The organism is Ramlibacter lithotrophicus (assembly GCF_012184415.1).
Lineage (GTDB): Bacteria > Pseudomonadota > Gammaproteobacteria > Burkholderiales > Burkholderiaceae_C > Ramlibacter > Ramlibacter lithotrophicus.
The window spans coordinates 1,145,116-1,162,768 of record NZ_VTOX01000001.1; the positions used below are offsets into that span (position 1 = coordinate 1,145,116).

A 17,653-nucleotide genomic window follows, 5' to 3' on the forward strand; every position below is an offset into this window, starting at 1 on the left:
CAGTGTACGCGGCTAGTTGGCCTTGATGCCCGCCGCCTTGATGATGCGCGCGTTGTTGGCCGACTCGGCGGCGATCTGACGCGCGAAGTCGGCCGCGCTGCCGCCGGTGGGCACGTTGTCGCTGCCGACCAGCTTGCCGCGCACGTCCGGCTGCGCCAGCGCCTTGTTGATCTCGGCGTTGAGCCGGTCCAGCACCGGCTGCGGCACGCCGGCCGGCGCGAAGATGCCGAACACCGAGGTGAGGTTCGCGGCCGGATGGCCCAGCTCGCCCAGCGTCGGCACGTCGGGCAGCGCCTCCAGCCGCGCCGGCGCGCCCACGGCGAGCGCGCGCAGCTTGCCGGCCTTGACGTGCTGCATCAGCGCCGGACTCGTGTTCACCGACAGCAGTTCGAACTGGCCGCCCAGCGCATCGGTGATCTGCTGGCCGCCGCCCTTGTACGGCACGTGCGTGAACTGCACCTTCGCGCCGGACTGCAGGTGCTCCAGCATGATGTGGCCGAGCGACGCGCTGCCCGACGTCGCCCAGCGCACGCTGCCCGGCCTGGCGCGCGCGGCGGCGAGCAGCTCGCCGAAGTTCTTCGCGTCGCTGGCGCTGGTGCCCGCGAGCAGCACCGGTGAGTACATGACGCTCGCGACCGGCGCGATGTCCTTGGCCGGGTCGTACGGCAGCTTGCCCAGGTGCGGGCTCAGCACCAGCGGGCTGATGGCCGAAAAGCCCACGGTGTAGCCGTCGGGTGCGGCTTTCGCCACGGCATCGATGCCGATCGTGCCGCTGGCGCCGGCGCGGTTCTCGACGATGACGGGCTGGCCCAGCGGGCCCGTGAGCTTGTCGGCCAGAAGGCGCGCGACGGCGTCGCTGACGCCACCGGCCGGGTAGGCCACGATGATGCGGACCGGCTTGGCGGGCCAGGCAGTTTGCGCGGCGGCAGGAGCGGCCAGCGCGGCCAGGGACAAGGCGGCCAGCATGCCGCGGCGGGACAGGGTCGAAGGAAAGGTCATGGGTGGATTGAGGTGGCTCGGCGGGCGGCACCTGCGCAACGCGTGCCGTCCCGGCCACGATTATCTCAACCGCGCGGATGGTGCTGCGCGTGCAGCTGCTTCAGCCGTTCACGGGCGACGTGGGTGTAGATCGTCGTCGTCGAGATGTCGGCGTGGCCCAGCAGCATCTGCACCGCGCGCAGGTCGGCGCCGTGGTTCAGGAGGTGGGTGGCGAATGCGTGGCGCAGGGTGTGCGGCGACAGCGGCGCGGTGATGCCGGCGGTGCGGGCGTGCTTCTTCACGATCACCCAGAACATCGCCCGCGTCATGCCGTGGCCCCGGGCCGTGACGAACAGGTCCTCGGTCTGCTGCCCGGCGAGGATCGCCGGCCGCGCGTCCGCCAGATAGCGTTCGATCCAGTCGCGGGCGACCTGGCCGAACGGCACCAGCCGCTCCTTGCTGCCCTTGCCCAGCACCCGCAGCACCCCTTCGGCCATGCCGACGTTGAAAGTGCGCAGTGTCACCAGTTCGCTCACGCGCAGCCCGCTGGCGTACAGCACTTCCAGCATGGTGCGATCGCGCAGTCCGAGCGGCGTGTCGACCTCGGGGGCATCGAGCAGCGCCTCGACCTGGGCCTCGGTCAGCGTCCTGGGAACGCGCAGCGGCTGCTTCGCCGACTGCAGGCGCAAGGTCGGGTCGGCTTCCACCAGGCGCTCGCGCAGGGCCCAGCGGAAGTAGCGCTTCAGCACCGTCAGGCGGCGATTGGCCGTCGTGGCCTTCGTCTCGCCGTGGCGGGCCGCGAAATAGCCATTGAGGTCGGCTTCGCTGCTCGCCTCGAGCCGGCCGCCGCGCTGCGCAAGCCACGCCGCATAGAGCGCGAGGTCGCGCCGGTAGGCGGCCAGCGTGTTCTTCGCCAGCCCTTCTTCCAGCCACAGGGCGTCGATGAACGCGTCGATCGCGGCGTCGTGCGGGGGCGTGGCCGGCGTTTTCACAGCGCAGATTCTGCCGACAAAAAAGCCGCCCTCGCGGGGCGGCCTGTGGCAGCCTGGGCCGGCCGGCTCAATCGAGCTTCAGCTTGGACTTCTCCACCACGCTCTTGTAGACCGCGTATTCGGCCTTGATCTGGTCGGCGAACTGCTGCGGTGTGTTGCCGATGACCAGCGACCCCGTCTCCTCGATCCGCTTGCGCACCGCCGGGTCTTGCAGCACCTGCTTGACGGCGGTGTGGATCCTGTCGACCACTTCCCTGGGCAGGCCCTTGGGCCCCAGGATGCCGTAGTAGGCCATGCGATTCACCGGCTCGAGGCCCACTTCCTTGAACGTCGGCACGTTGGGCAGCGCGGCGACCCGCTGCGGCGCGGCCACGACGATGGGCACCAGCCGGTTGTCCCGGATGAACGGCAGCGCGGACGGCAGGTTGTCGAAGATCATCGGCACCTGGCCGGCCACGGTGTCGTTGAGCGCCGGGCCCGCGCCGCGGTACGGGATGTGGGCCACGAACGTGCCGGAGAGGCTCTTGAACAGCTCCATCTGCAGGTGGCCGATGCCGCCGGTGCCGGAGGACGAATAGGAGTACTTGCCGGGGGCGCGCTTGAGTTCGGCGATGAACGACTTGTAGTCCTTGGCCGGGAAGCCCGGATGCACCGCGATCACGTTGGGCGTCGCCGCGATGTTGATGATCGGCGTGAAGTCGGTGACCGGGTTGTACGGCACCTTGGGATTGATCGCCGGATTGGCCGCCGTCGTCGAGACGGTGGCAACCCCCAGCACGTAGCCGTCCGGTGCCGACCGCGCGGTCTCCTGCGCGCCGATGATGCCGCCGGCGCCGGCCTTGTTCTCCACCACCACCGGCTGGCCCAGGGCCTTGCCGAGCGGGTCGGCGATCACGCGGGCGATGATGTCGGTGGTGCCGCCGGGCGCGAACGGCACCTGGAGCCGGATCGGCTTGTTGGGATAGTTCTGTGCGAGCGCGGGCGCCGCGGCCATGAGCAGCGCGGCGGCGGACGACGCGAACCAGCTGGTCGCTTTCATCAATATTCCTCGGAGATGGGAAGGGGACAAACCCTGAATGGTACCCGGCAGGCCGCAGCGGAACTGCGGCACTCGGGTACCGGTGCGTGCAGCCGCTATCCTCGGGCCGGTGAATTTCGCCCAGCTCCTGTTCCCCGATTTCTCGCTGATCCTGGTCGGCTACCTGGTCTGCCGGTTCACCGCCCTCAATCGCACCGTCTGGGAACAGGCCGAGGTGCTGGTCTACTACTTCCTGTTCCCGGTGCTGCTGTTCCACTCGATCACGCGCAGCCCGCTGGACCTGGGCGAGGCCTCCAGCCTGATCGGCGCCGGCGTCATGCTGGGCCTCAGCGGCATCGCGATGGCCTATGCGTTGCCTTTCGTGCCGTGGCTGGGCCGGCACATCGACCGGCGGGAGCACGCGGGCGCGGCGCAGGTTGCCTTCCGCTTCAACTCCTTCATCGCCCTGGCGCTGGCCGAGCGCCTCGCCGGCGCGCGCGGCCAGCTCCTGATCGCGGTGCTGATCGGCTTTTGCGTGCCGCTGTTCAACCTGGGGGCCGTGTGGCCGATGGCGCGCCACTCGCGCACCGGGGTCGTGCGCGCGCTGGTGCGCAATCCGCTGATCATCGCCACCTTCGCCGGCCTCGCCGTGAACCTGATGGGGCTGCGCGTGCCCGAATGGCTGGTGCCGACGCTCACGCGCATCGGTGGGGCCTCGCTCGCCGTGGGCCTGCTCGCCGCCGGCGCGGGCATGCAGTTCGGCAAGATGACGCAGTCGCCGGCGCTCACCGCCGGCGTGCTGTCGATCAAGCACCTGCTGATGCCGCTGGTGGCATTGGCACTGGCGCGGCTGTGGCGGCTGGATGCCGCCCAGGCCGCCGTCCTGCTGGCGTTCTCGGCCACGCCGACGGCGTCGAGCGCCTATGTGCTCGCCGCGCGCATGGGATACAACGGCCCGTACGTCGCGGGGCTGGTAACGCTGTCGACGATCCTCGGGCTGGCCAGCCTGCCGTTCGCGCTGGGGGTGCTGGGCTGAACCTCGCCGTCACGACGTCGCCGTCAAGGCCGCTTCGGCCTGCACGGCGGACGGCGGCGCCGGGAGCGTGAAGAAAAAGCGTGCCCCGCGCCCGCGTTCGGACTCGCCCCACACCTTGCCGCCATGGCGCTGCACGATGCGCTGGACGATCGTCAGCCCCACCCCGGAGCCCTCGAACTCCGCCGTCGAATGCAGGCGCTGGAACGGCCGGAACAGCTTGCCGGCATAGGCGGGGTCGAATCCCGCGCCGTTGTCGGTGACGAGGTAGGTGTCCGCGCCGGCGCGCCGCAGGCTGATCGACGCCGTCGGTACGCGGGCCGTGAATTTCCAGGCGTTGCCCAGCAGGTTCTCCAGCACCACGGCGAGCATCGCCGGGTCGCCCGTCGCGGGCAGCGGCTCCTCGATCTCCACCGCCACCTGGCGTTGCGGCCAGCGCTGGCGCAGCGACTCGACCACCTGCCGAGCCAGCGGCGCCAGGTCCACTGCCTGGCGGGCCAGCGGCTCGCGCCCGGTGCGGGCAAAGGCCAGCAGGTCGAGGATCAGCCTGTCCATCTGGCCGGTGCCGGCGCGGATGCGCCCCAGGTAATGGACGGCCTGCGGCGGCAGCGCGGCACCGTGGCGTTCGACCAGCACGGCGCAGAAGCCGTCGATGATCTGCAGCGGGCCGCGCAGGTCGTGCGACACCGAGTAGGAGAAGGCCTCGAGTTCCTCGTTCGCGGCGGCCAGCTCCCGCGTGCGCTGGGCCACCTGGCGCTCCAGGGTCTCGTGCAGGCGCTCCCAGGCGGCCGCTGCCTCCACCCGACTGGTCACGTCGACCACGGCCACGGCGCGACCGGGGCGACCATTCCAGTCCTGCGACTGGCCTGACACCTCGACGTGGACCAGCCGGCCGTCCTTGCGGATATGGCGCGTGGTTACCGCGCCGGCGCCGCTGCGGCCCAGCGATGCCATCAGCTTGGGAACGTCCTCCGGCGGCCGGATATCGGCGATCGTCATCGCCAGGAACTCCGCACGCGTGTAGCCGTACTGCCGCACCGCAGCGTCGTTCACCTCCAGGAAGGCGAGGGTCTCCAGGTCGAACACCCACATCGGCTGCGGCGATGCCTCGAAATGGGTGCGATAGCGCTGTTCGCTGCGCTCCAGCGACAGCTTCTGCCGCTCGATCTGCGCCATGGCGGCGTCCCGCTGCGCCGACCGCGCCGCCAGCGCGGCCGCCAGGTCGGCGACGCCCCGTTCGATGCGCGCCAGCTCACGCACCGCCCCGTTGCCGGCCGGCGCCTCGGGCGGCGCTTCGTTGCGTTCCAGGGCGCCGACGAAGCGCACCAGCCGCTCCACCGGACGCGCGAGCAGCCGGTCGCCCAGCCGCCAGGCCAGCAGGCTCGCCGCGGCGGCGACCGCGAGCAGCACGGCCAGCTGCAGCCGCAGCCGCCACAGGGACGGCGCGAGCACGCCGGCGGCGGGCTCCCGCGCCAGCACGGCCAGCCCACCCTCTCCCTCCGCCCGAACCCAGCGCACCGCCTGGATCCACTCGCCCTGCGCATCCTCGTAGGCTGCACCCTCGCTCGCCAGGTCGTGGCCGATCGCCGCCAGCAGCGGACCGGGCAGCGGGTCGCCGGTCGCGAGCGCGGCCGGGCCGAGCGAGGCCAGCACTCGGCCCCTGCCGTCCGTCACCAGCTCGGTGACGTGCGCCGGCGCCGGACTGGACGCCAGCTGCTGCTGGAACATCGCGGCGTCCAGCACCGCGTACTGCTGGCCCCGGGGCCGCCCCTGGTCGTCGAACACCGGCAGGCTCATGGCGATGCTCGGCCGGGCCAGGATGCGGCTTTGCATGTACTCGCCGATGGTGAAGCGACCGCTGCGGGCGGCACCCACGTAGTACGCGCGGTCACCCACGTAAGTCGGGGTCTGGTCGGCCGCCGAGCGGCAGGCGATGTAGCCCTGCAGGTCCGCGAAAGCCAGGTGGCCGTAGGCGGGAAAGTGCTGATGGACCCGGCGCATGCGCGCGTTGCATTCGGGCCCGCTGTCGGCCGCGCCCGGCGCACCGTAGGCCAGCGCGGTGAGCATCTGGCGCACCCCGTGGACCAGTTGCTCCTGCGCCCTGGCGCGCAGCTGCACCTGGCTGCGCAGCTCCTGCTTCGCCTGGGCGATGGCGTGCCGCTGCTCCAGGCCCGAGGTGTGGATCACCAGGGCGAAGATCGGCGCCACGGCGACCAGCACCAGCAGGATCAGGATGGCGCGCACGCCGAAGGAACGTCGGATCATCGGTCAGCCCGGCGGGCCGGTAAACAAAAGTGGCAGCTTGCCAGCGCCCGGCCAGCCGGGCTTGAGATTTGTCAGCCGGCCGCGAGGGCCCAGGCCACGTGTTCCCGCACCAGCGCACTGGGATGGTGCGCGACGGCCCGCAGCGCCCCTCGCAGCGCGGAATCGTCCGCCTGCCGCAGCGCGTTGCCCGCCGCCACCGCCACGTTGCGCAGCCAGCGCTCGTGGCCGATGCGGCGGATCGGGCTGCCTTCGGTGCGCTGCAGGAACTGCTCCTGCGACCACCCGAGCAGCTGCGCGAGCGTCTGCCCCGACATCCCGGCTCGCTCATCGAAGTCCGGCAGGGGGCTGCGCTGCGCGAACTTGTTCCAAGGGCACGCGAGCTGGCAGTCGTCGCAGCCGTAGATGCGGTTGCCGATCGCCGGGCGCAGCTCTTCCGGAATCGATCCGTGGTGTTCGATCGTCAGGTACGAGATGCAGCGGCGGGCATCGAGCCGATGCGGCGCGACAATCGCCCCCGTCGGACACACGTCGATACAGGCGCTGCAGCTGCCGCAGTGCATGGCGACCGCAGCGCTCGGCGGCAGCGCCACGTCCACGTAGATCTCGCCCAGGAAGAACATCGAGCCGGCCTCGCGGCTGAGCACCAGCGTGTGCTTGCCGCGCCAGCCCTGGCCGCTGCGGGCGGCGAGCTCCGCCTCCAGCACCGGCGCCGAATCGGTGAACACCCGGTGGCCGAACGGGCCGACGCGCGCGGCGAGCCGCTCGCTGAGCTTGCCCAGGCGCGCGCGCAGCACCTTGTGGTAGTCGCGGCCCCGGGCATAGAGCGAGATCACGCCTTCGCCGGGGCGCTGCAGCCGCTCGAATTCGATCGCCTGCCAGTCCGGCGGCGTCGCGGCGGGCAGGTAGTCCATGCGCGCGGTGATCACGCTGACGGTGCCCGGCACGAGTTCGGCCGGGCGCGCGCGCTTCAGGCCATGGTGTTCCATGTAGGCCATCTCGCCGTGAAAACCGTTGGACAGCCACGCCAGCAGGCCGGGTTCCGCCGCAGAAAGGTCGACACCGGCAACGCCGATTTGGGAAAATCCGAGCTCACGGGCCCACGCCCGGATTTCCGCCACCAGTTCAGGACCTTCGATCTGACCACCGCTCAACGCCACGCGCCGATTGTAGGAAGCAGCCCCGCCGCGGGCGCGGGCGCGGCGGCAGCGCCCCTCGCACCAGCGGGGCCAGCGGCGCAGGTGACCTGGCTCGGCGAAGACGACACGCGGGCCTTTGCCGAAGGGCTCGCCCGCCGGCCGGCGCTGGCCGACGCCTTCATCGAGCTGCACGGCGAGCTGGGCGCCGGCAAGACGACGCTGGTGCGCCACCTGCTGCGCGCGCTCGGCGTGCCGGGCCGCATCAAGAGCCCGACCTACGCCGTGGTGGAGCCGCACGAGGTGCCCGGCCTGGCGATCTGGCACTTCGACTTCTACCGGTTCGCCGACCCGCGCGAATGGGAGGACGCCGGCTTTCGCGACCTGTTCGCCGCCCCGGGGCTGAAGATCGCCGAGTGGCCCGAACGAGCCGCCGCCTTCCTGCCGCGCGCCGACCTCGTCGTACGCATCGAGGTCCAGGCTGACGACTCGCGGCGCGTGACCCTGCTCGCACAGACCGACACCGGCCGGGCGCTGCTGCCATGAAGCGCCGCGACCTGATCGGGCAAGGTGCGCTGGTGCTGCTGCTGGGCCGGGCGCAGATCGCGCGCGGCGCCACGGTGGTCGGCGTGCGCGTGTGGCCCGCGCCCGAGTACTCGCGCCTCACGATCGAATCGGACGGTCAACTCACGTCGACCCAGGTGGTGACCGTGCAGCCGCCGCGGCTGGCCGTCGACATCCGGGGTCTGGACCTCACGCCGCAGTTCACGGAACTGGTCGGCAAGGTGCAGCCCGGCGATCCCTTCATCGCCCGCATCCAGGCCAGCCAGCACGCTCCCGGCGTCGTGCGGCTGCTGGTGGACCTGAAGCAGACCGCGGTACCGCAGGTGTTCACCTTGCCGCCGGTCGCGGCGTACCGCCACCGCCTGGTGGTGGACCTGCATCCGGTCAAGCCGGTCGATCCGCTGGAAGCCTTCATCGCCGAGCGGTTGAAGGACGCGGCCGCCGCGCCCGCACCCGCCCCCGCACCCGACCCCCTGGGCGACCTCATCGCGAAGCAGCTTGAGCGGCCAAGGGCGCCCGCGGTGATCAGCCGCGCCGAAGCGGCCGCCCGCAGCAAGACCGACCGCCTGATCATCGTCGCGCTCGACCCCGGCCACGGCGGCGAAGACCCGGGCGCCATCGGTCCCGCCGGAACGCGCGAGAAGGACGTCGTGCTGCGCATCGCGCACCGCCTGCGCGAACGCATCAACGGCAGCGTTGTCAACGGCAACCCGATGCGCGCCTACCTCACGCGCGACGCCGACTTCTTCGTGCCGCTGCACCAGCGCGTGCAGAAGGCCAGGCGGGTGCAGGCCGACCTGTTCGTGAGCATCCATGCCGACGCGTTCATGACGCCGACGGCGCGCGGCGCGAGCGTCTTCGCGCTGAGCCAGGTCGGCGCGTCGAGCACCACCGCCCGCTGGATCGCCAACAAGGAAAACCAGGCCGACCTGATTGGCGGCATCGACGTCAAGAGCCACGACCGGCTGGTCGCGCATGCCTTGCTGGACATGAGCACGACGGCGCAGATCAACGACAGCCTCAAGCTGGGCAGCGCGCTGCTGGGCGAGATCGGCAACGTCGGCCGGCTGCACAAGCGCCACGTCGAGCAGGCAGGCTTCGCCGTGCTGAAGGCGCCGGACATCCCCAGCGTGCTGGTCGAGACCGCGTTCATCAGCAACCCGGAGGAAGAGTCGCGCCTGGCCAGCGAGGCCTACCAGGAGCAGCTCTCCGACGCGATCATGCGGGGCATCAACCGCTACTTCGCGCAGAACCCGCCGCTGGCCCGCAGCCGGCCGCTGTAGCGTCAGTGCCTCGGCCATACCCGGTCGGCATCGTTTCCGTCTGCCCGGCAATCGCGCGGGGTGCCGACGGCCCCGGCCGCCGTTTTCCTACACCTCGGCCAAGGCCCGCTGCCTAGAGTGCAGCCACAGGCAACACAAGCGACGTGCATGCCGCGCGGCGCGCCTGGCAGTTCAACCATTCGAGGTGACCACATGAAGACCAAACTCGTCGCGGCCGCGTTCGCCGCTTCCCTCCTGGCCCTGACCGGCTGCGCCAACATGGACCGCCAGACCGCCGGTACCGTCGGCGGCGCCGTGGTCGGCGGCGTCGTCGGTGACGCCCTGACCGGCAGCACGCTGGGTACCGTGGGCGGCGCCGCCGCCGGTGCGTACCTGGGCCGCGAAGCCGCCAAGCGCTAAATCGGGTAAATCAGCGAGTTGAGCACCATCTCGCTGTCGTAGATGCACTGCCGGCTGGCCAGTCTCAGGCCGGCCGGCGTGCGGACGATTTCGTCCAGGTAGCGGCCGACGTTGTACACCTCGCTCGCGTCGCCCGGCCGGGTGCGGAACACGGCGTAATGGGTCCGGGCCCTCACCAGGCCCCCTTGTTCGCCCAGCACCTGCGCCGGGCTCACCACGTGCCGCGTGTAGTACGGTCCGTGGTAGATGGTCTGCGTGACGCCGTAGACCCGATCCTTCATCATCCCCTGGCTCTCCAGGTCGATCAGCGCCAGTGGCAGCCCGCGATCGAAATTCTCGCGCGCCTGCACCCTGTAGCGGCCGTCCTCGGTGAAGAAGCCCGGCCACTCGTCGAAGCGGCGCTCGTCGAGCGTGGCGGCATACGCCGCGTTGAGCTGGTCGATCTCCAGCTGCAGCAGCAGCCGGTCGCGCTGTTCCTCGGTCATTGCCCCATCACCTTGCGCCAGTAGGCATACATGCTGCGGATCAGGCTCTCGGTGACCATGTGCTCGGCGCCGCCGATGCCGGTGCCGCCCAGTTCGCACAAGGTGCTGCCGCCCTCGCCCCACTGCGCGAAGCCCTCCTGGCTGAACGCGATCACCTCGCCGTCGTCGGCGCTCACGAAGCCGGCCGGCCCGAACAGGTTGGCCTGCCGCAGCCGGCGCCGCGTCATCTCGGGCGCGTCGTCGGCAAACCCGAAATGCGTCCAGACGAAGTCGAACTCCCCCGTGCCGCGCGGCACGATGTGGCGGGTCGAGAGCGAGTTCACCTGCTGCTGGATGATCAGGCTGGGAAACAGCGTGATCATCGTGACCGAGGGCGTGATGCTGGTGCCCGGATCGGACGGATCGTCGACGGTCCACCAGGGCTCGGGCACCACGTCGAGCAGCCGCTTGTCGTGCAACTGCATGTCGGCCTTGAACGACGTCACGCCGCTCGTCACGGCGGCGTTCTGCCCGCCCTCGTTGCGGCGCGAGATCATCACCGCGTGCCGGCCATGCGCATCGGTCACCATTCGGCTCTTCTGGTCGGCGCGCCACAGCCCGAAGGTGACGAACCAGGTGTGCAGCAGCCCGGGGTGGTAGGGATCCTTGATGTTCTCCATCATCAGTTTCCAGTTGCCCGGAATGCGCTGGCGGTTGTAGCCCAGCAGCGTCAGCCCGCGCCCCTTGAAGATCCGGTCCAGCCACGGCATCACCTGCGGACCGAAGTACTCGGCCAGCGGCTCGGCCTCGGCGTTGAAGGTCGCGAACACCAGCCCATGCAGCACCTCGACGCGCAGCTTCGCGAGGCCATGGTCCTTCAGGTCGAAGCCGGGCGGCATGCCACCGTTGATGCAGTCGCCGTCCTTCACCCCGTCCTTGAACGGCAGCCCGGCGAGGTCGCCGTTGAGCTTGTACGTCCACTGGTGATAGGGACACACGAAGCTGCGCGCGTTGCCATGCGGCTGCTGGCAGAAGCGCACGCCGCGATGGGCGCAGCGGTTCTCGACCACCCGGATTCCGTGGTCCGTGTCGCGGTCCTTCGGCGCCACTCGGTCCCTCACGACGATCACCTGCCGCTCCCCGACCCACGTCAGCTTGTAATCGCCGACGTTCGGGATCTCGACCGCCAGCCCGACGTAGCACCAGTGGCGGCCGTAGAAGATCTTCTCCAGCTCCAGCCGGTACAGCTGCGGATCGGTGTAGGCCCAGAACGGCACGCGGCTGGAGCCGGCATCGGCCCAGCGGGCGAGGGACTGCGGGGCATTCATGCCGCGGATGATAGGGTGGCGCGGCCGCCCGCGCTTGCGGCCCGCGGCGGGCTCAGAACTGCGCGACCAGCGACACCCGCAGATGGCGGCCCGGCTGGGTATAGGCATCCGCCGCGGGCGCCGCCGCCGCCAGCCCCTGCACGTCCGACCACAGCCAGTACTTGCGGTTCGTCAGGTTGACGATGCTGGCCGTGAGCCGCAGGTCCTTGCGGATGCGCCACTGCCCCGACAGGTCGAGCGTGGTCACGGCCGGCACCGTGATCTGCGTGTTGGGCGCCTTCACCAGTGCCGCGCTGTCGATGTCTTCGGCTTTCTTGGCGGCCTGGTGCCGCAGGTCGAGCCGCAGGTCCCACGACGGCGTCCGGTAATCGACACCGGCCATCAGTTGCCACGGGTCCACCGAATTCAACGGCCGGCCGGTGGTGCGATTCACGCCGCGCGCGGTGCCGAAGGCGAACGGGATGCCGAGCCGGCCGGCGCCGACGGCGCCGGCTTCGATGCGCCCTTTCGCCTCGAAGCCGCGGATGCTGGCGCGCTCCACGTTGCGGGTCTGGAACAGCTTGGGGTCCGCGGCCGTGCCGGTGCCGGACACCAGCACCGTGTCGACGATCAGGTTGGAGAAGCGGCCGGTGAACAGCGCCAGGTCGACGCTGAACCGGGGCGAGCGCCCGCGCAGCCCGACTTCGAGCGTGCGGCTCTTCTCCGGCTGCAGGTCCGGATTGGGGATCACGACCACGTGTTCCGCCGCGTTTTCATAGTAGCCGTTGACCTGGTTGGCATTCGGGGCGCGGAAGCCGCCGGCCGCACTGCCGAAGACGCTCCAGGTGTCGCCAGCGCGGAACATCACGCCCAGCTTGGGCGACGCGGCGGAGCCGGACAGCGACCGCGCGAGCGTCTTCGCCGGCGGAAAGAACCCGGCCTGCGTCAGCGCCTCGAGCTCGAACCGGTCCAGCCGCAGGCCCGGCACCACCGTCCACGGCCCCGCCGTCCACTCGCCCTGCCCGTACAGGGCGGCGGTGGACTCCCTCGTGTCCGGAAAGCGCTTGAGGGGAAACACTTCCGGCGGCAGCGAATTGATGCCGGTGTACAGGTTGGTGATCCTCGAGCGCACGAACTCGGCACCGTACGTGAGCTGCAGCGACTGCTCGCCCGCCAGCGCCACCGACTTGCCGGCCTGCGCCGACGCGTGCCAGGTGCGCTCGTCGTAGCGCACGTCGCGTTCGCGGTCCGGCCGCGCGTTCAGGTCGCTGGTGCCGAACTGCCGCGACGACGCCTCCTGCACCCCGAGCACCGCGTCGATCCTGTCGGCCAGTCCAGTCTCCAGCGGAATGCGTGCGTCCCAGGTCAGTCGGCTGCGCTCCATCGTGCCCCAGGCGCGCTCGTCCATCACCGCGGCGGCCTGCTGCGCGGGGGTGCCCGAGAGCGGCAGTGCGGCACGGCTGGACAGCAGGTTGACCTCGGAGCGGCGGTCCACGTGCTCGCCGGTCAGCACGTGCTTCTGTCCGGTGCCGGGACGCAGGACCACCTTGGCGAGCAACGCACGGTCGCGGTCGTCCTGCGGGTTCGGGCGGGTGCGCCTGAGGTCGGGCGCGTCGTTGTCGCCGCGCGTGTCGAGCGCGTGGGCACGCCGCCCCGACGCCGAGATCAGCCATTCGGCCGTCTCGGACGCGCGCGTCGCGGCCGTCGCCGCCGCCCCGCGGCCGTCGTCGTCGCCGCTCCACGCCGCCGCCAACCGCCCGCCGATCCGCCTGGGGGCCTCCCCCGCCAGCAGGTCGGCCGGCTCCCAGGTGATGAAGTTCACCAGTCCGCCCATGCCGTCGGATCCGTAGAGGGCCGACGCGGCGCCGCGGACGACCTCGACCCGCTTGACGAGATCGAGTGAAAGATAGTCGCGTCCGAACGCATTGCCGCCGAAGACGTAGCTGCGCGGCATGCGCACGCCGTCCACCAGCATCAGGACCCGGTTGCCGCCCAGGCCGCGGATCGTGAAGCCGGCGTTGCCGTCGCGGCCGGTGTTGTTGGCCGGGCCGGTGAGCGCGAAACGCGCCGGCGCATGGCGCACCGAGACGTTCGGCAGGTCGCGCGCCGCGTCGCGGATGTCGTGGATCTGGCCGCGCTCGAGTTCCTGCGCATCCAGCACGTCCGCCGACACCGGCAGGTCGTCGCTGAACTGTTCCTGGCGCGAGGCGCTCACGATCACCGGCTTGAGCGTGGCCACCGGCGCCCGCGCGTTGTCGGCCGCGACGGCCGCCAGCGGCAGCAGCGCACAGGCGGCGACGGCGGCCGCCGGCGGTCGACGGAAGGACGGTGAGGCAACTACTGTTGAGGTCATGCGTGATTTGGCGACGGCTGGGATCCGGACTATCTTTGAAAACGCTGGCGGCATGGACCGAGTGAAAACACGACTTGCCCGTCCGTTCCTTGCGGCAGGTCAAGGACTCGCGTGACTGTTTTGCAGAAGATGCATCCGCTCAGTACTTTTCGACGGCACCGTCGCGGTCACGGATCCGGCCGCACAGAAAGGAAAGACTTCGATGAAGACGAGAACGATGGCCCGCGCCGGACTCGTGGCGATTTCCGCGCTGGCGCTGGCGGCGCTGGCGCAGGTGACGCCGCAAGCCCAGGAGAAGAAGGGCATCACGACGCCGGAGCTCAATTACCAGGCAGGCTCGTCGCCGCTCGGCAAGGAGCAGATGGTGCAGAGCACCAACCCGAAGGCACCGCCGATGACGATGGCGGAGTTCGGCGACGCCCGCAACATCTACTTCGAGCGCTGCGCCGGCTGCCACGGCGTGCTGCGCAAGGGCGCCACGGGCAAACCGCTGACGCCGGACATCACGCTCGGCAAGGGCACCGACTACCTGAAAGTCTTCATCGCCTACGGCTCGCCCGCGGGCATGCCCAACTGGCAGACCTCCGGCGAGTTCACCGAGAAGCAGGTCGACCTGATGGCGCGCTACATCCAGCACGAGCCGCCGATGCCGCCCGAATGGGGCCTGCCCGACATGAAGGGCACGTGGAAGGTGGTCGTCGCGCCGAAGGACCGCCCGAAGCGCAAGATGAACAACTACAACATCGACAACATCTTCTCGACGACGCTGCGCGACACCGGCGAGGTCGCCCTGATCGACGGCGACAGCAAGAAGATCATCAACATCGTCAAGACCGGCTACGCGGTGCACATCTCGCGCATGTCGGCGTCCGGGCGCTACCTGTTCGTGATCGGCCGCGACGGCAAGGTCAACATGATCGACCTGTGGATGCCCAAGCCGGACAACGTGGCCGAGATCCGCATCGGCCTCGAAGCGCGGTCGGTCGACACGTCCAAGTACAAGGGCAAGGAAGGCGACTACACCGACAAGCTGGCCATCGCCGGCGCCTACTGGCCGCCGCAGTTCGTCATCATGGACGGCGACACGCTGGAGCCGCTGAAGATCGTCTCCACCCGCGGCATGACGGTGGACACGCAGGAATACCACGCCGAGCCGCGCGTGGCCTCGATCGTGGCTTCGCATTACAAGCCCGAGTTCATCGTCAACGTCAAGGAGACCGGCAAGACCCTGCTGGTGGACTACACCAACCTGGCGTCGCTCAAGATCACCGAACTGGGTTCAGCGCGGTTCCTGCACGACGGCGGCTGGGACGCGAGCAAGCGCTACTTCATGGTGGCGGCCAACAACAGCAACAAGATCGGCATCATCGACGCCAAGGAGAGCAAGGTGCAATCGGTGGTCGAGGTCGGCAAGATCCCGCACCCGGGACGTGGCGCCAACTTCGTCCATCCGAAGTTCGGTCCGGTCTGGGCCACCGGCCACCTGGGCGACGAGACGATCTCGCTGATCGGCACCGACCCCGCCAAGCACAAGGCGCAGGCCTTCAAGGTGGTGCAGACGCTCAAGGGCCCCGGCGGCGGCGCGCTGTTCATCAAGAGCCACCCGAAGTCGAAGCACCTGTATTCGGACGCTCCGCTGAACCCGGATCCGAAGATCTCGCAGTCGGTGGTGGTGTACGACATCAACAACCTCGACAAGGGCTACACCGTGCTGCCGATCGCCGAATGGGCCGGGCTGCCAAACGACGGCGGCGCCAAGCGCGTGGTGCAGCCCGAATACAACAAGGCGGGTGACGAGGTCTGGTTCGCGGTCTGGTCGGCCAAGGACAAGGCCTCGGCCCTGGTCGTGGTCGACGACAAGACGCTCAAGCTCAAGACCGTGATCAAGGATCCGAAGCTGATCACGCCGACCGGCCACTTCAACGTGTACAACACGCAGAAGGACGTCTACTGAGCGGCCCGAGCTGAAAGAATGGGGGCTTCGGCCCCCTTTTCTTTGCCCCATGGGTCCCGACTGCCCCTGTCCCGAACGCCGGCGCCTGCTGCGCTTTGCCGCGGCGTGCGCCGCCGGCCTGCCGCGGGTCGCGCCGGCCGCCACCGCGCCGGGGGCAATGCTGCTGCTGGACGACGAGGGACGGCGACTGGCGCTGCTCGATGCGACGAGCCTCGCTGTCCTGCGCCGCTGGCCCGCGGACGGCGCCGTCCACGGCCAGCCGGCCTTTACGCCCGACGGTCTGCACGCGTTCGTCGCGCTGCGTGACGGTGCGATCGCGCGGCACGGCCTGGGCGCGGGGGCACAGGCGGCCCGTGCGCACGCCGGCGCCGACCCGCGCGGGCTGGCGCTCTCTGCCGACGGCGACTGGCTGCTGGCCGCGCACGGCGCCGACCTGACCCTGTTCGACCGCGACCTGCGGCCGGTGCGCCGCTACCCTGCCGCCAGCCTGGACGGCAAGCTGGCGTCGCGCGTGGCGGCCGTCTTCCACGCCGCTGCCCGCCGCAGCTTGGTCGTGGCCTTCGAGACGCTGACCGAGCTGTGGGAGATCTCGTACGACCGCGCCGCGCCGCCGATCTTCGACGGCCTCGTGCACGACTACCGCATGGGCGAGGCCATCGCCACCGGCGGCTTCCTCGGCGTGCGGCGCACCCCGCTGGAGGAGCCATTCACCGCACTGGCGCTCGATGCCAGCCACAGGCATGTGCTCGGTGCCGGCGCAAACGGCAGGCTCGACGTGCTCAACCTGGACGTGCGGCGCCGCATCGCGCGACTGCCCTTGGCCGCGGCCTCGCCCGAATTGCTGGCCGACTTCGTCCAGCAAGGAGCGCCGCGGCTGGCGGTCGCGGGCGCCGGCGGCACCATCCACGTCGCCGGCGCGGCGCCGTGGCGGCTGGCACGCACGGTGCGCTTCGAGCTTGGCGATCCGCTCTGGCTGCGCACCCATCCGGGCTCGGCGCACCTGTGGCTAGTCACGCAGGCGGGCGACGGCGCGCTGCTCACCTTGATCGACAAGGACACGCTGCAGGCCGCCGCAACCATCGCGATGCCCGGGCGGCTGCTGGGAACGGTCGCATTCGCCGGCGACGGCCGTGCCTGGATCGGCGTGCGGGACGGGGAAGACGCCGTGCTGGTGGTGGACGAGCGCCGGCGAGTGATCGCTGGACGGGTGCCGACCGGGGCGAATCCGGCCGTCTGGCGCGTCCCTTAGCCGCCGGCCTGCAGCTTCGCCGCCGCCTTGCCGCGTCCCTTCCACGCGCCCCACAGCACGATCAGGCCCGGGATCAGGATCATCGCCCAGATGATCTTGTCGAGGTTGGCCTTGACCCAGGGCACGCTGCCGAAGAAGTAGCCGGCGGTCACGATCCCGCCGACCCACAGCGCGCCGCCGAGCACGTCGTAGAAGGTGAACTTGCTGCGCGTCATTTCCGCCACGCCGGCCACGAACGGCGCGAAGGTGCGCAGGAACGGCATGAAGCGCGCCGCCACGATGGTGATGCCGCCGTACTTCTCGTAGAAGGCGTGGGCCTGGTTGAAGGCCTTGCGGTTGAAGTAGCGCGAATCTTCCCAGTGGAACACCTTGGGCCCGAAGTAGCGGCCGATCGTGTAATTGCTCTGGTTGCCCAGGATCGCCGCCGCCAGCAGCAGCGGCACCGTCAGCGAATAGTCCATCAGCCCGACGCCGCACATCGCGCCGACCACGAACAGCAGTGAGTCGCCGGGCAGGAACGGCATCACGACGACGCCGGTCTCGACGAAGATGATCAGGAACAGGAGCGCGTAGACCCAGGCACCGTAGGTCGCGACGAATGTTTCGAGATATTTGTCGACGTGCAGGATGAAGTCGACGAGAAAACCGAGCAATTCCATCG

Annotated in this window: 15 protein-coding genes; 6 read left to right on the top strand and 9 right to left on the bottom strand. The window is 70.1% G+C overall.

Annotation, left to right across the window (positions count from 1 at the left end; translation table 11 throughout):
- Nucleotides 1-12 precede the first annotated feature (12 nt).
- The 3 genes from RAMLITH_RS05415 to RAMLITH_RS05425 form a co-directional block, all read right to left on the bottom strand.
- Nucleotides 13-999: a Bug family tripartite tricarboxylate transporter substrate binding protein gene (locus RAMLITH_RS05415; RefSeq protein WP_168106259.1), complete on the bottom strand. Its 987-nt coding sequence runs from the start codon at nucleotides 997-999 to the stop codon at nucleotides 13-15.
- Between the two features lie 65 nt (nucleotides 1,000-1,064).
- Entirely contained in the window at nucleotides 1,065-1,970 is a 906-nt protein-coding gene (gene xerD / locus RAMLITH_RS05420; protein ID WP_168106260.1) for a site-specific tyrosine recombinase XerD, read from the bottom strand.
- A 67-nt stretch (nucleotides 1,971-2,037) separates the two neighbouring features.
- A complete protein-coding gene (locus tag RAMLITH_RS05425) occupies nucleotides 2,038-3,009 on the bottom strand; it encodes a tripartite tricarboxylate transporter substrate binding protein BugE (protein ID WP_168106261.1) in 972 nt (323 codons plus the stop codon).
- A gap of 97 nt (nucleotides 3,010-3,106) precedes the next feature.
- Here RAMLITH_RS05425 and RAMLITH_RS05430 point away from each other — a divergent pair, with 97 nt between their 5' ends.
- Nucleotides 3,107-4,024, top strand: coding sequence for an AEC family transporter (locus RAMLITH_RS05430; RefSeq protein ID WP_168106478.1), 918 nt, complete (start codon nucleotides 3,107-3,109; stop codon nucleotides 4,022-4,024).
- Between the two features lie 9 nt (nucleotides 4,025-4,033).
- On the opposite strand, the gene RAMLITH_RS05435 is transcribed toward RAMLITH_RS05430, so the two are convergent.
- The gene (locus tag RAMLITH_RS05435) at nucleotides 4,034-6,286 is read right to left on the bottom strand and encodes an ATP-binding protein (RefSeq protein ID WP_168106262.1); all 2,253 of its coding nucleotides are present in this window, start codon (nucleotides 6,284-6,286) and stop codon (nucleotides 4,034-4,036) included.
- Between the two features lie 71 nt (nucleotides 6,287-6,357).
- A complete protein-coding gene (gene queG / locus RAMLITH_RS25675) occupies nucleotides 6,358-7,395 on the bottom strand; it encodes a tRNA epoxyqueuosine(34) reductase QueG (RefSeq protein ID WP_420376890.1) in 1,038 nt (345 codons plus the stop codon).
- Between the two features lie 54 nt (nucleotides 7,396-7,449).
- Here queG and tsaE point away from each other — a divergent pair, with 54 nt between their 5' ends.
- From tsaE to RAMLITH_RS05450, 3 genes are all read left to right on the top strand, one after another.
- Nucleotides 7,450-7,965 (top strand): tRNA (adenosine(37)-N6)-threonylcarbamoyltransferase complex ATPase subunit type 1 TsaE, encoded by a 516-nt coding sequence (gene tsaE / locus RAMLITH_RS05440; protein WP_420376891.1) that lies wholly within the window; start codon nucleotides 7,450-7,452, stop codon nucleotides 7,963-7,965.
- Nucleotides 7,962-9,266 carry an N-acetylmuramoyl-L-alanine amidase gene (locus RAMLITH_RS05445; protein WP_168106264.1) on the top strand — a complete coding sequence of 435 codons (1,305 nt, stop codon included), beginning with the start codon at nucleotides 7,962-7,964 and terminating at the stop codon, nucleotides 9,264-9,266. Before tsaE ends, RAMLITH_RS05445 begins: the two co-directional genes overlap by 4 nt.
- Nucleotides 9,267-9,458: 192 nt before the next feature.
- Nucleotides 9,459-9,665, top strand: coding sequence for a glycine zipper 2TM domain-containing protein (locus tag RAMLITH_RS05450; protein ID WP_168106265.1), 207 nt, complete (start codon nucleotides 9,459-9,461; stop codon nucleotides 9,663-9,665).
- Here the strand turns inward: RAMLITH_RS05450 and RAMLITH_RS05455 are convergent.
- From RAMLITH_RS05455 to RAMLITH_RS05465, 3 genes are read right to left on the bottom strand one after another with little or no spacing between them, the layout of a single operon-like run.
- Nucleotides 9,662-10,150, bottom strand: coding sequence for an aromatic-ring-hydroxylating dioxygenase subunit beta (locus RAMLITH_RS05455; protein WP_168106266.1), 489 nt, complete (start codon nucleotides 10,148-10,150; stop codon nucleotides 9,662-9,664). The two genes, RAMLITH_RS05450 and RAMLITH_RS05455, sit on opposite strands and share 4 nt — an antisense overlap.
- Nucleotides 10,147-11,457: an aromatic ring-hydroxylating dioxygenase subunit alpha gene (locus RAMLITH_RS05460; RefSeq protein WP_168106267.1), complete on the bottom strand. Its 1,311-nt coding sequence runs from the start codon at nucleotides 11,455-11,457 to the stop codon at nucleotides 10,147-10,149. The genes RAMLITH_RS05455 and RAMLITH_RS05460 overlap by 4 nt, the downstream gene beginning before the upstream one ends.
- Before the next feature lie 52 nt (nucleotides 11,458-11,509).
- Nucleotides 11,510-13,789, bottom strand: coding sequence for a TonB-dependent hemoglobin/transferrin/lactoferrin family receptor (locus RAMLITH_RS05465; protein WP_168106268.1), 2,280 nt, complete (start codon nucleotides 13,787-13,789; stop codon nucleotides 11,510-11,512).
- A gap of 202 nt (nucleotides 13,790-13,991) precedes the next feature.
- Here RAMLITH_RS05465 and RAMLITH_RS05470 point away from each other — a divergent pair, with 202 nt between their 5' ends.
- Both RAMLITH_RS05470 and RAMLITH_RS05475 read left to right on the top strand, forming a co-directional pair.
- Nucleotides 13,992-15,743, top strand: coding sequence for a nitrite reductase (locus RAMLITH_RS05470; RefSeq protein ID WP_238343993.1), 1,752 nt, complete (start codon nucleotides 13,992-13,994; stop codon nucleotides 15,741-15,743).
- A gap of 49 nt (nucleotides 15,744-15,792) precedes the next feature.
- Nucleotides 15,793-16,992 (top strand): cytochrome D1 domain-containing protein, encoded by a 1,200-nt coding sequence (locus RAMLITH_RS05475; protein WP_168106269.1) that lies wholly within the window; start codon nucleotides 15,793-15,795, stop codon nucleotides 16,990-16,992.
- On the opposite strand, the gene RAMLITH_RS05480 is transcribed toward RAMLITH_RS05475, so the two are convergent.
- Nucleotides 16,989-17,651 carry a VTT domain-containing protein gene (locus tag RAMLITH_RS05480; protein WP_168106270.1) on the bottom strand — a complete coding sequence of 221 codons (663 nt, stop codon included), beginning with the start codon at nucleotides 17,649-17,651 and terminating at the stop codon, nucleotides 16,989-16,991. The genes RAMLITH_RS05475 and RAMLITH_RS05480 overlap by 4 nt on opposite strands.
- Between the last annotated feature and the right edge of the window lie 2 nt (nucleotides 17,652-17,653).

Excerpts from the sequence above, each read along its gene's own strand:
- RAMLITH_RS05415 (WP_168106259.1), bottom strand. The coding sequence starts at position 999 with ATGACCTTTCCTTCGACCCTGTCCCGCCGCGGCATGCTGGCCGCCTTG.
- RAMLITH_RS05425 (WP_168106261.1), bottom strand. The coding sequence starts at position 3,009 with ATGAAAGCGACCAGCTGGTTCGCGTCGTCCGCCGCCGCGCTGCTCATG.
- RAMLITH_RS05435 (WP_168106262.1), bottom strand. The coding sequence starts at position 6,286 with ATGATCCGACGTTCCTTCGGCGTGCGCGCCATCCTGATCCTGCTGGTG.
- RAMLITH_RS05445 (WP_168106264.1), top strand. The coding sequence starts at position 7,962 with ATGAAGCGCCGCGACCTGATCGGGCAAGGTGCGCTGGTGCTGCTGCTG.
- RAMLITH_RS05450 (WP_168106265.1), top strand. The coding sequence starts at position 9,459 with ATGAAGACCAAACTCGTCGCGGCCGCGTTCGCCGCTTCCCTCCTGGCC.
- RAMLITH_RS05455 (WP_168106266.1), bottom strand. The coding sequence starts at position 10,150 with ATGACCGAGGAACAGCGCGACCGGCTGCTGCTGCAGCTGGAGATCGAC.
- RAMLITH_RS05460 (WP_168106267.1), bottom strand. The coding sequence starts at position 11,457 with ATGAATGCCCCGCAGTCCCTCGCCCGCTGGGCCGATGCCGGCTCCAGC.
- RAMLITH_RS05465 (WP_168106268.1), bottom strand. The coding sequence starts at position 13,789 with ATGACCTCAACAGTAGTTGCCTCACCGTCCTTCCGTCGACCGCCGGCG.
- RAMLITH_RS05470 (WP_238343993.1), top strand. The coding sequence starts at position 13,992 with ATGAAGACGAGAACGATGGCCCGCGCCGGACTCGTGGCGATTTCCGCG.
- RAMLITH_RS05475 (WP_168106269.1), top strand. The coding sequence starts at position 15,793 with ATGGGTCCCGACTGCCCCTGTCCCGAACGCCGGCGCCTGCTGCGCTTT.
- RAMLITH_RS05480 (WP_168106270.1), bottom strand. The coding sequence starts at position 17,651 with ATGGAATTGCTCGGTTTTCTCGTCGACTTCATCCTGCACGTCGACAAA.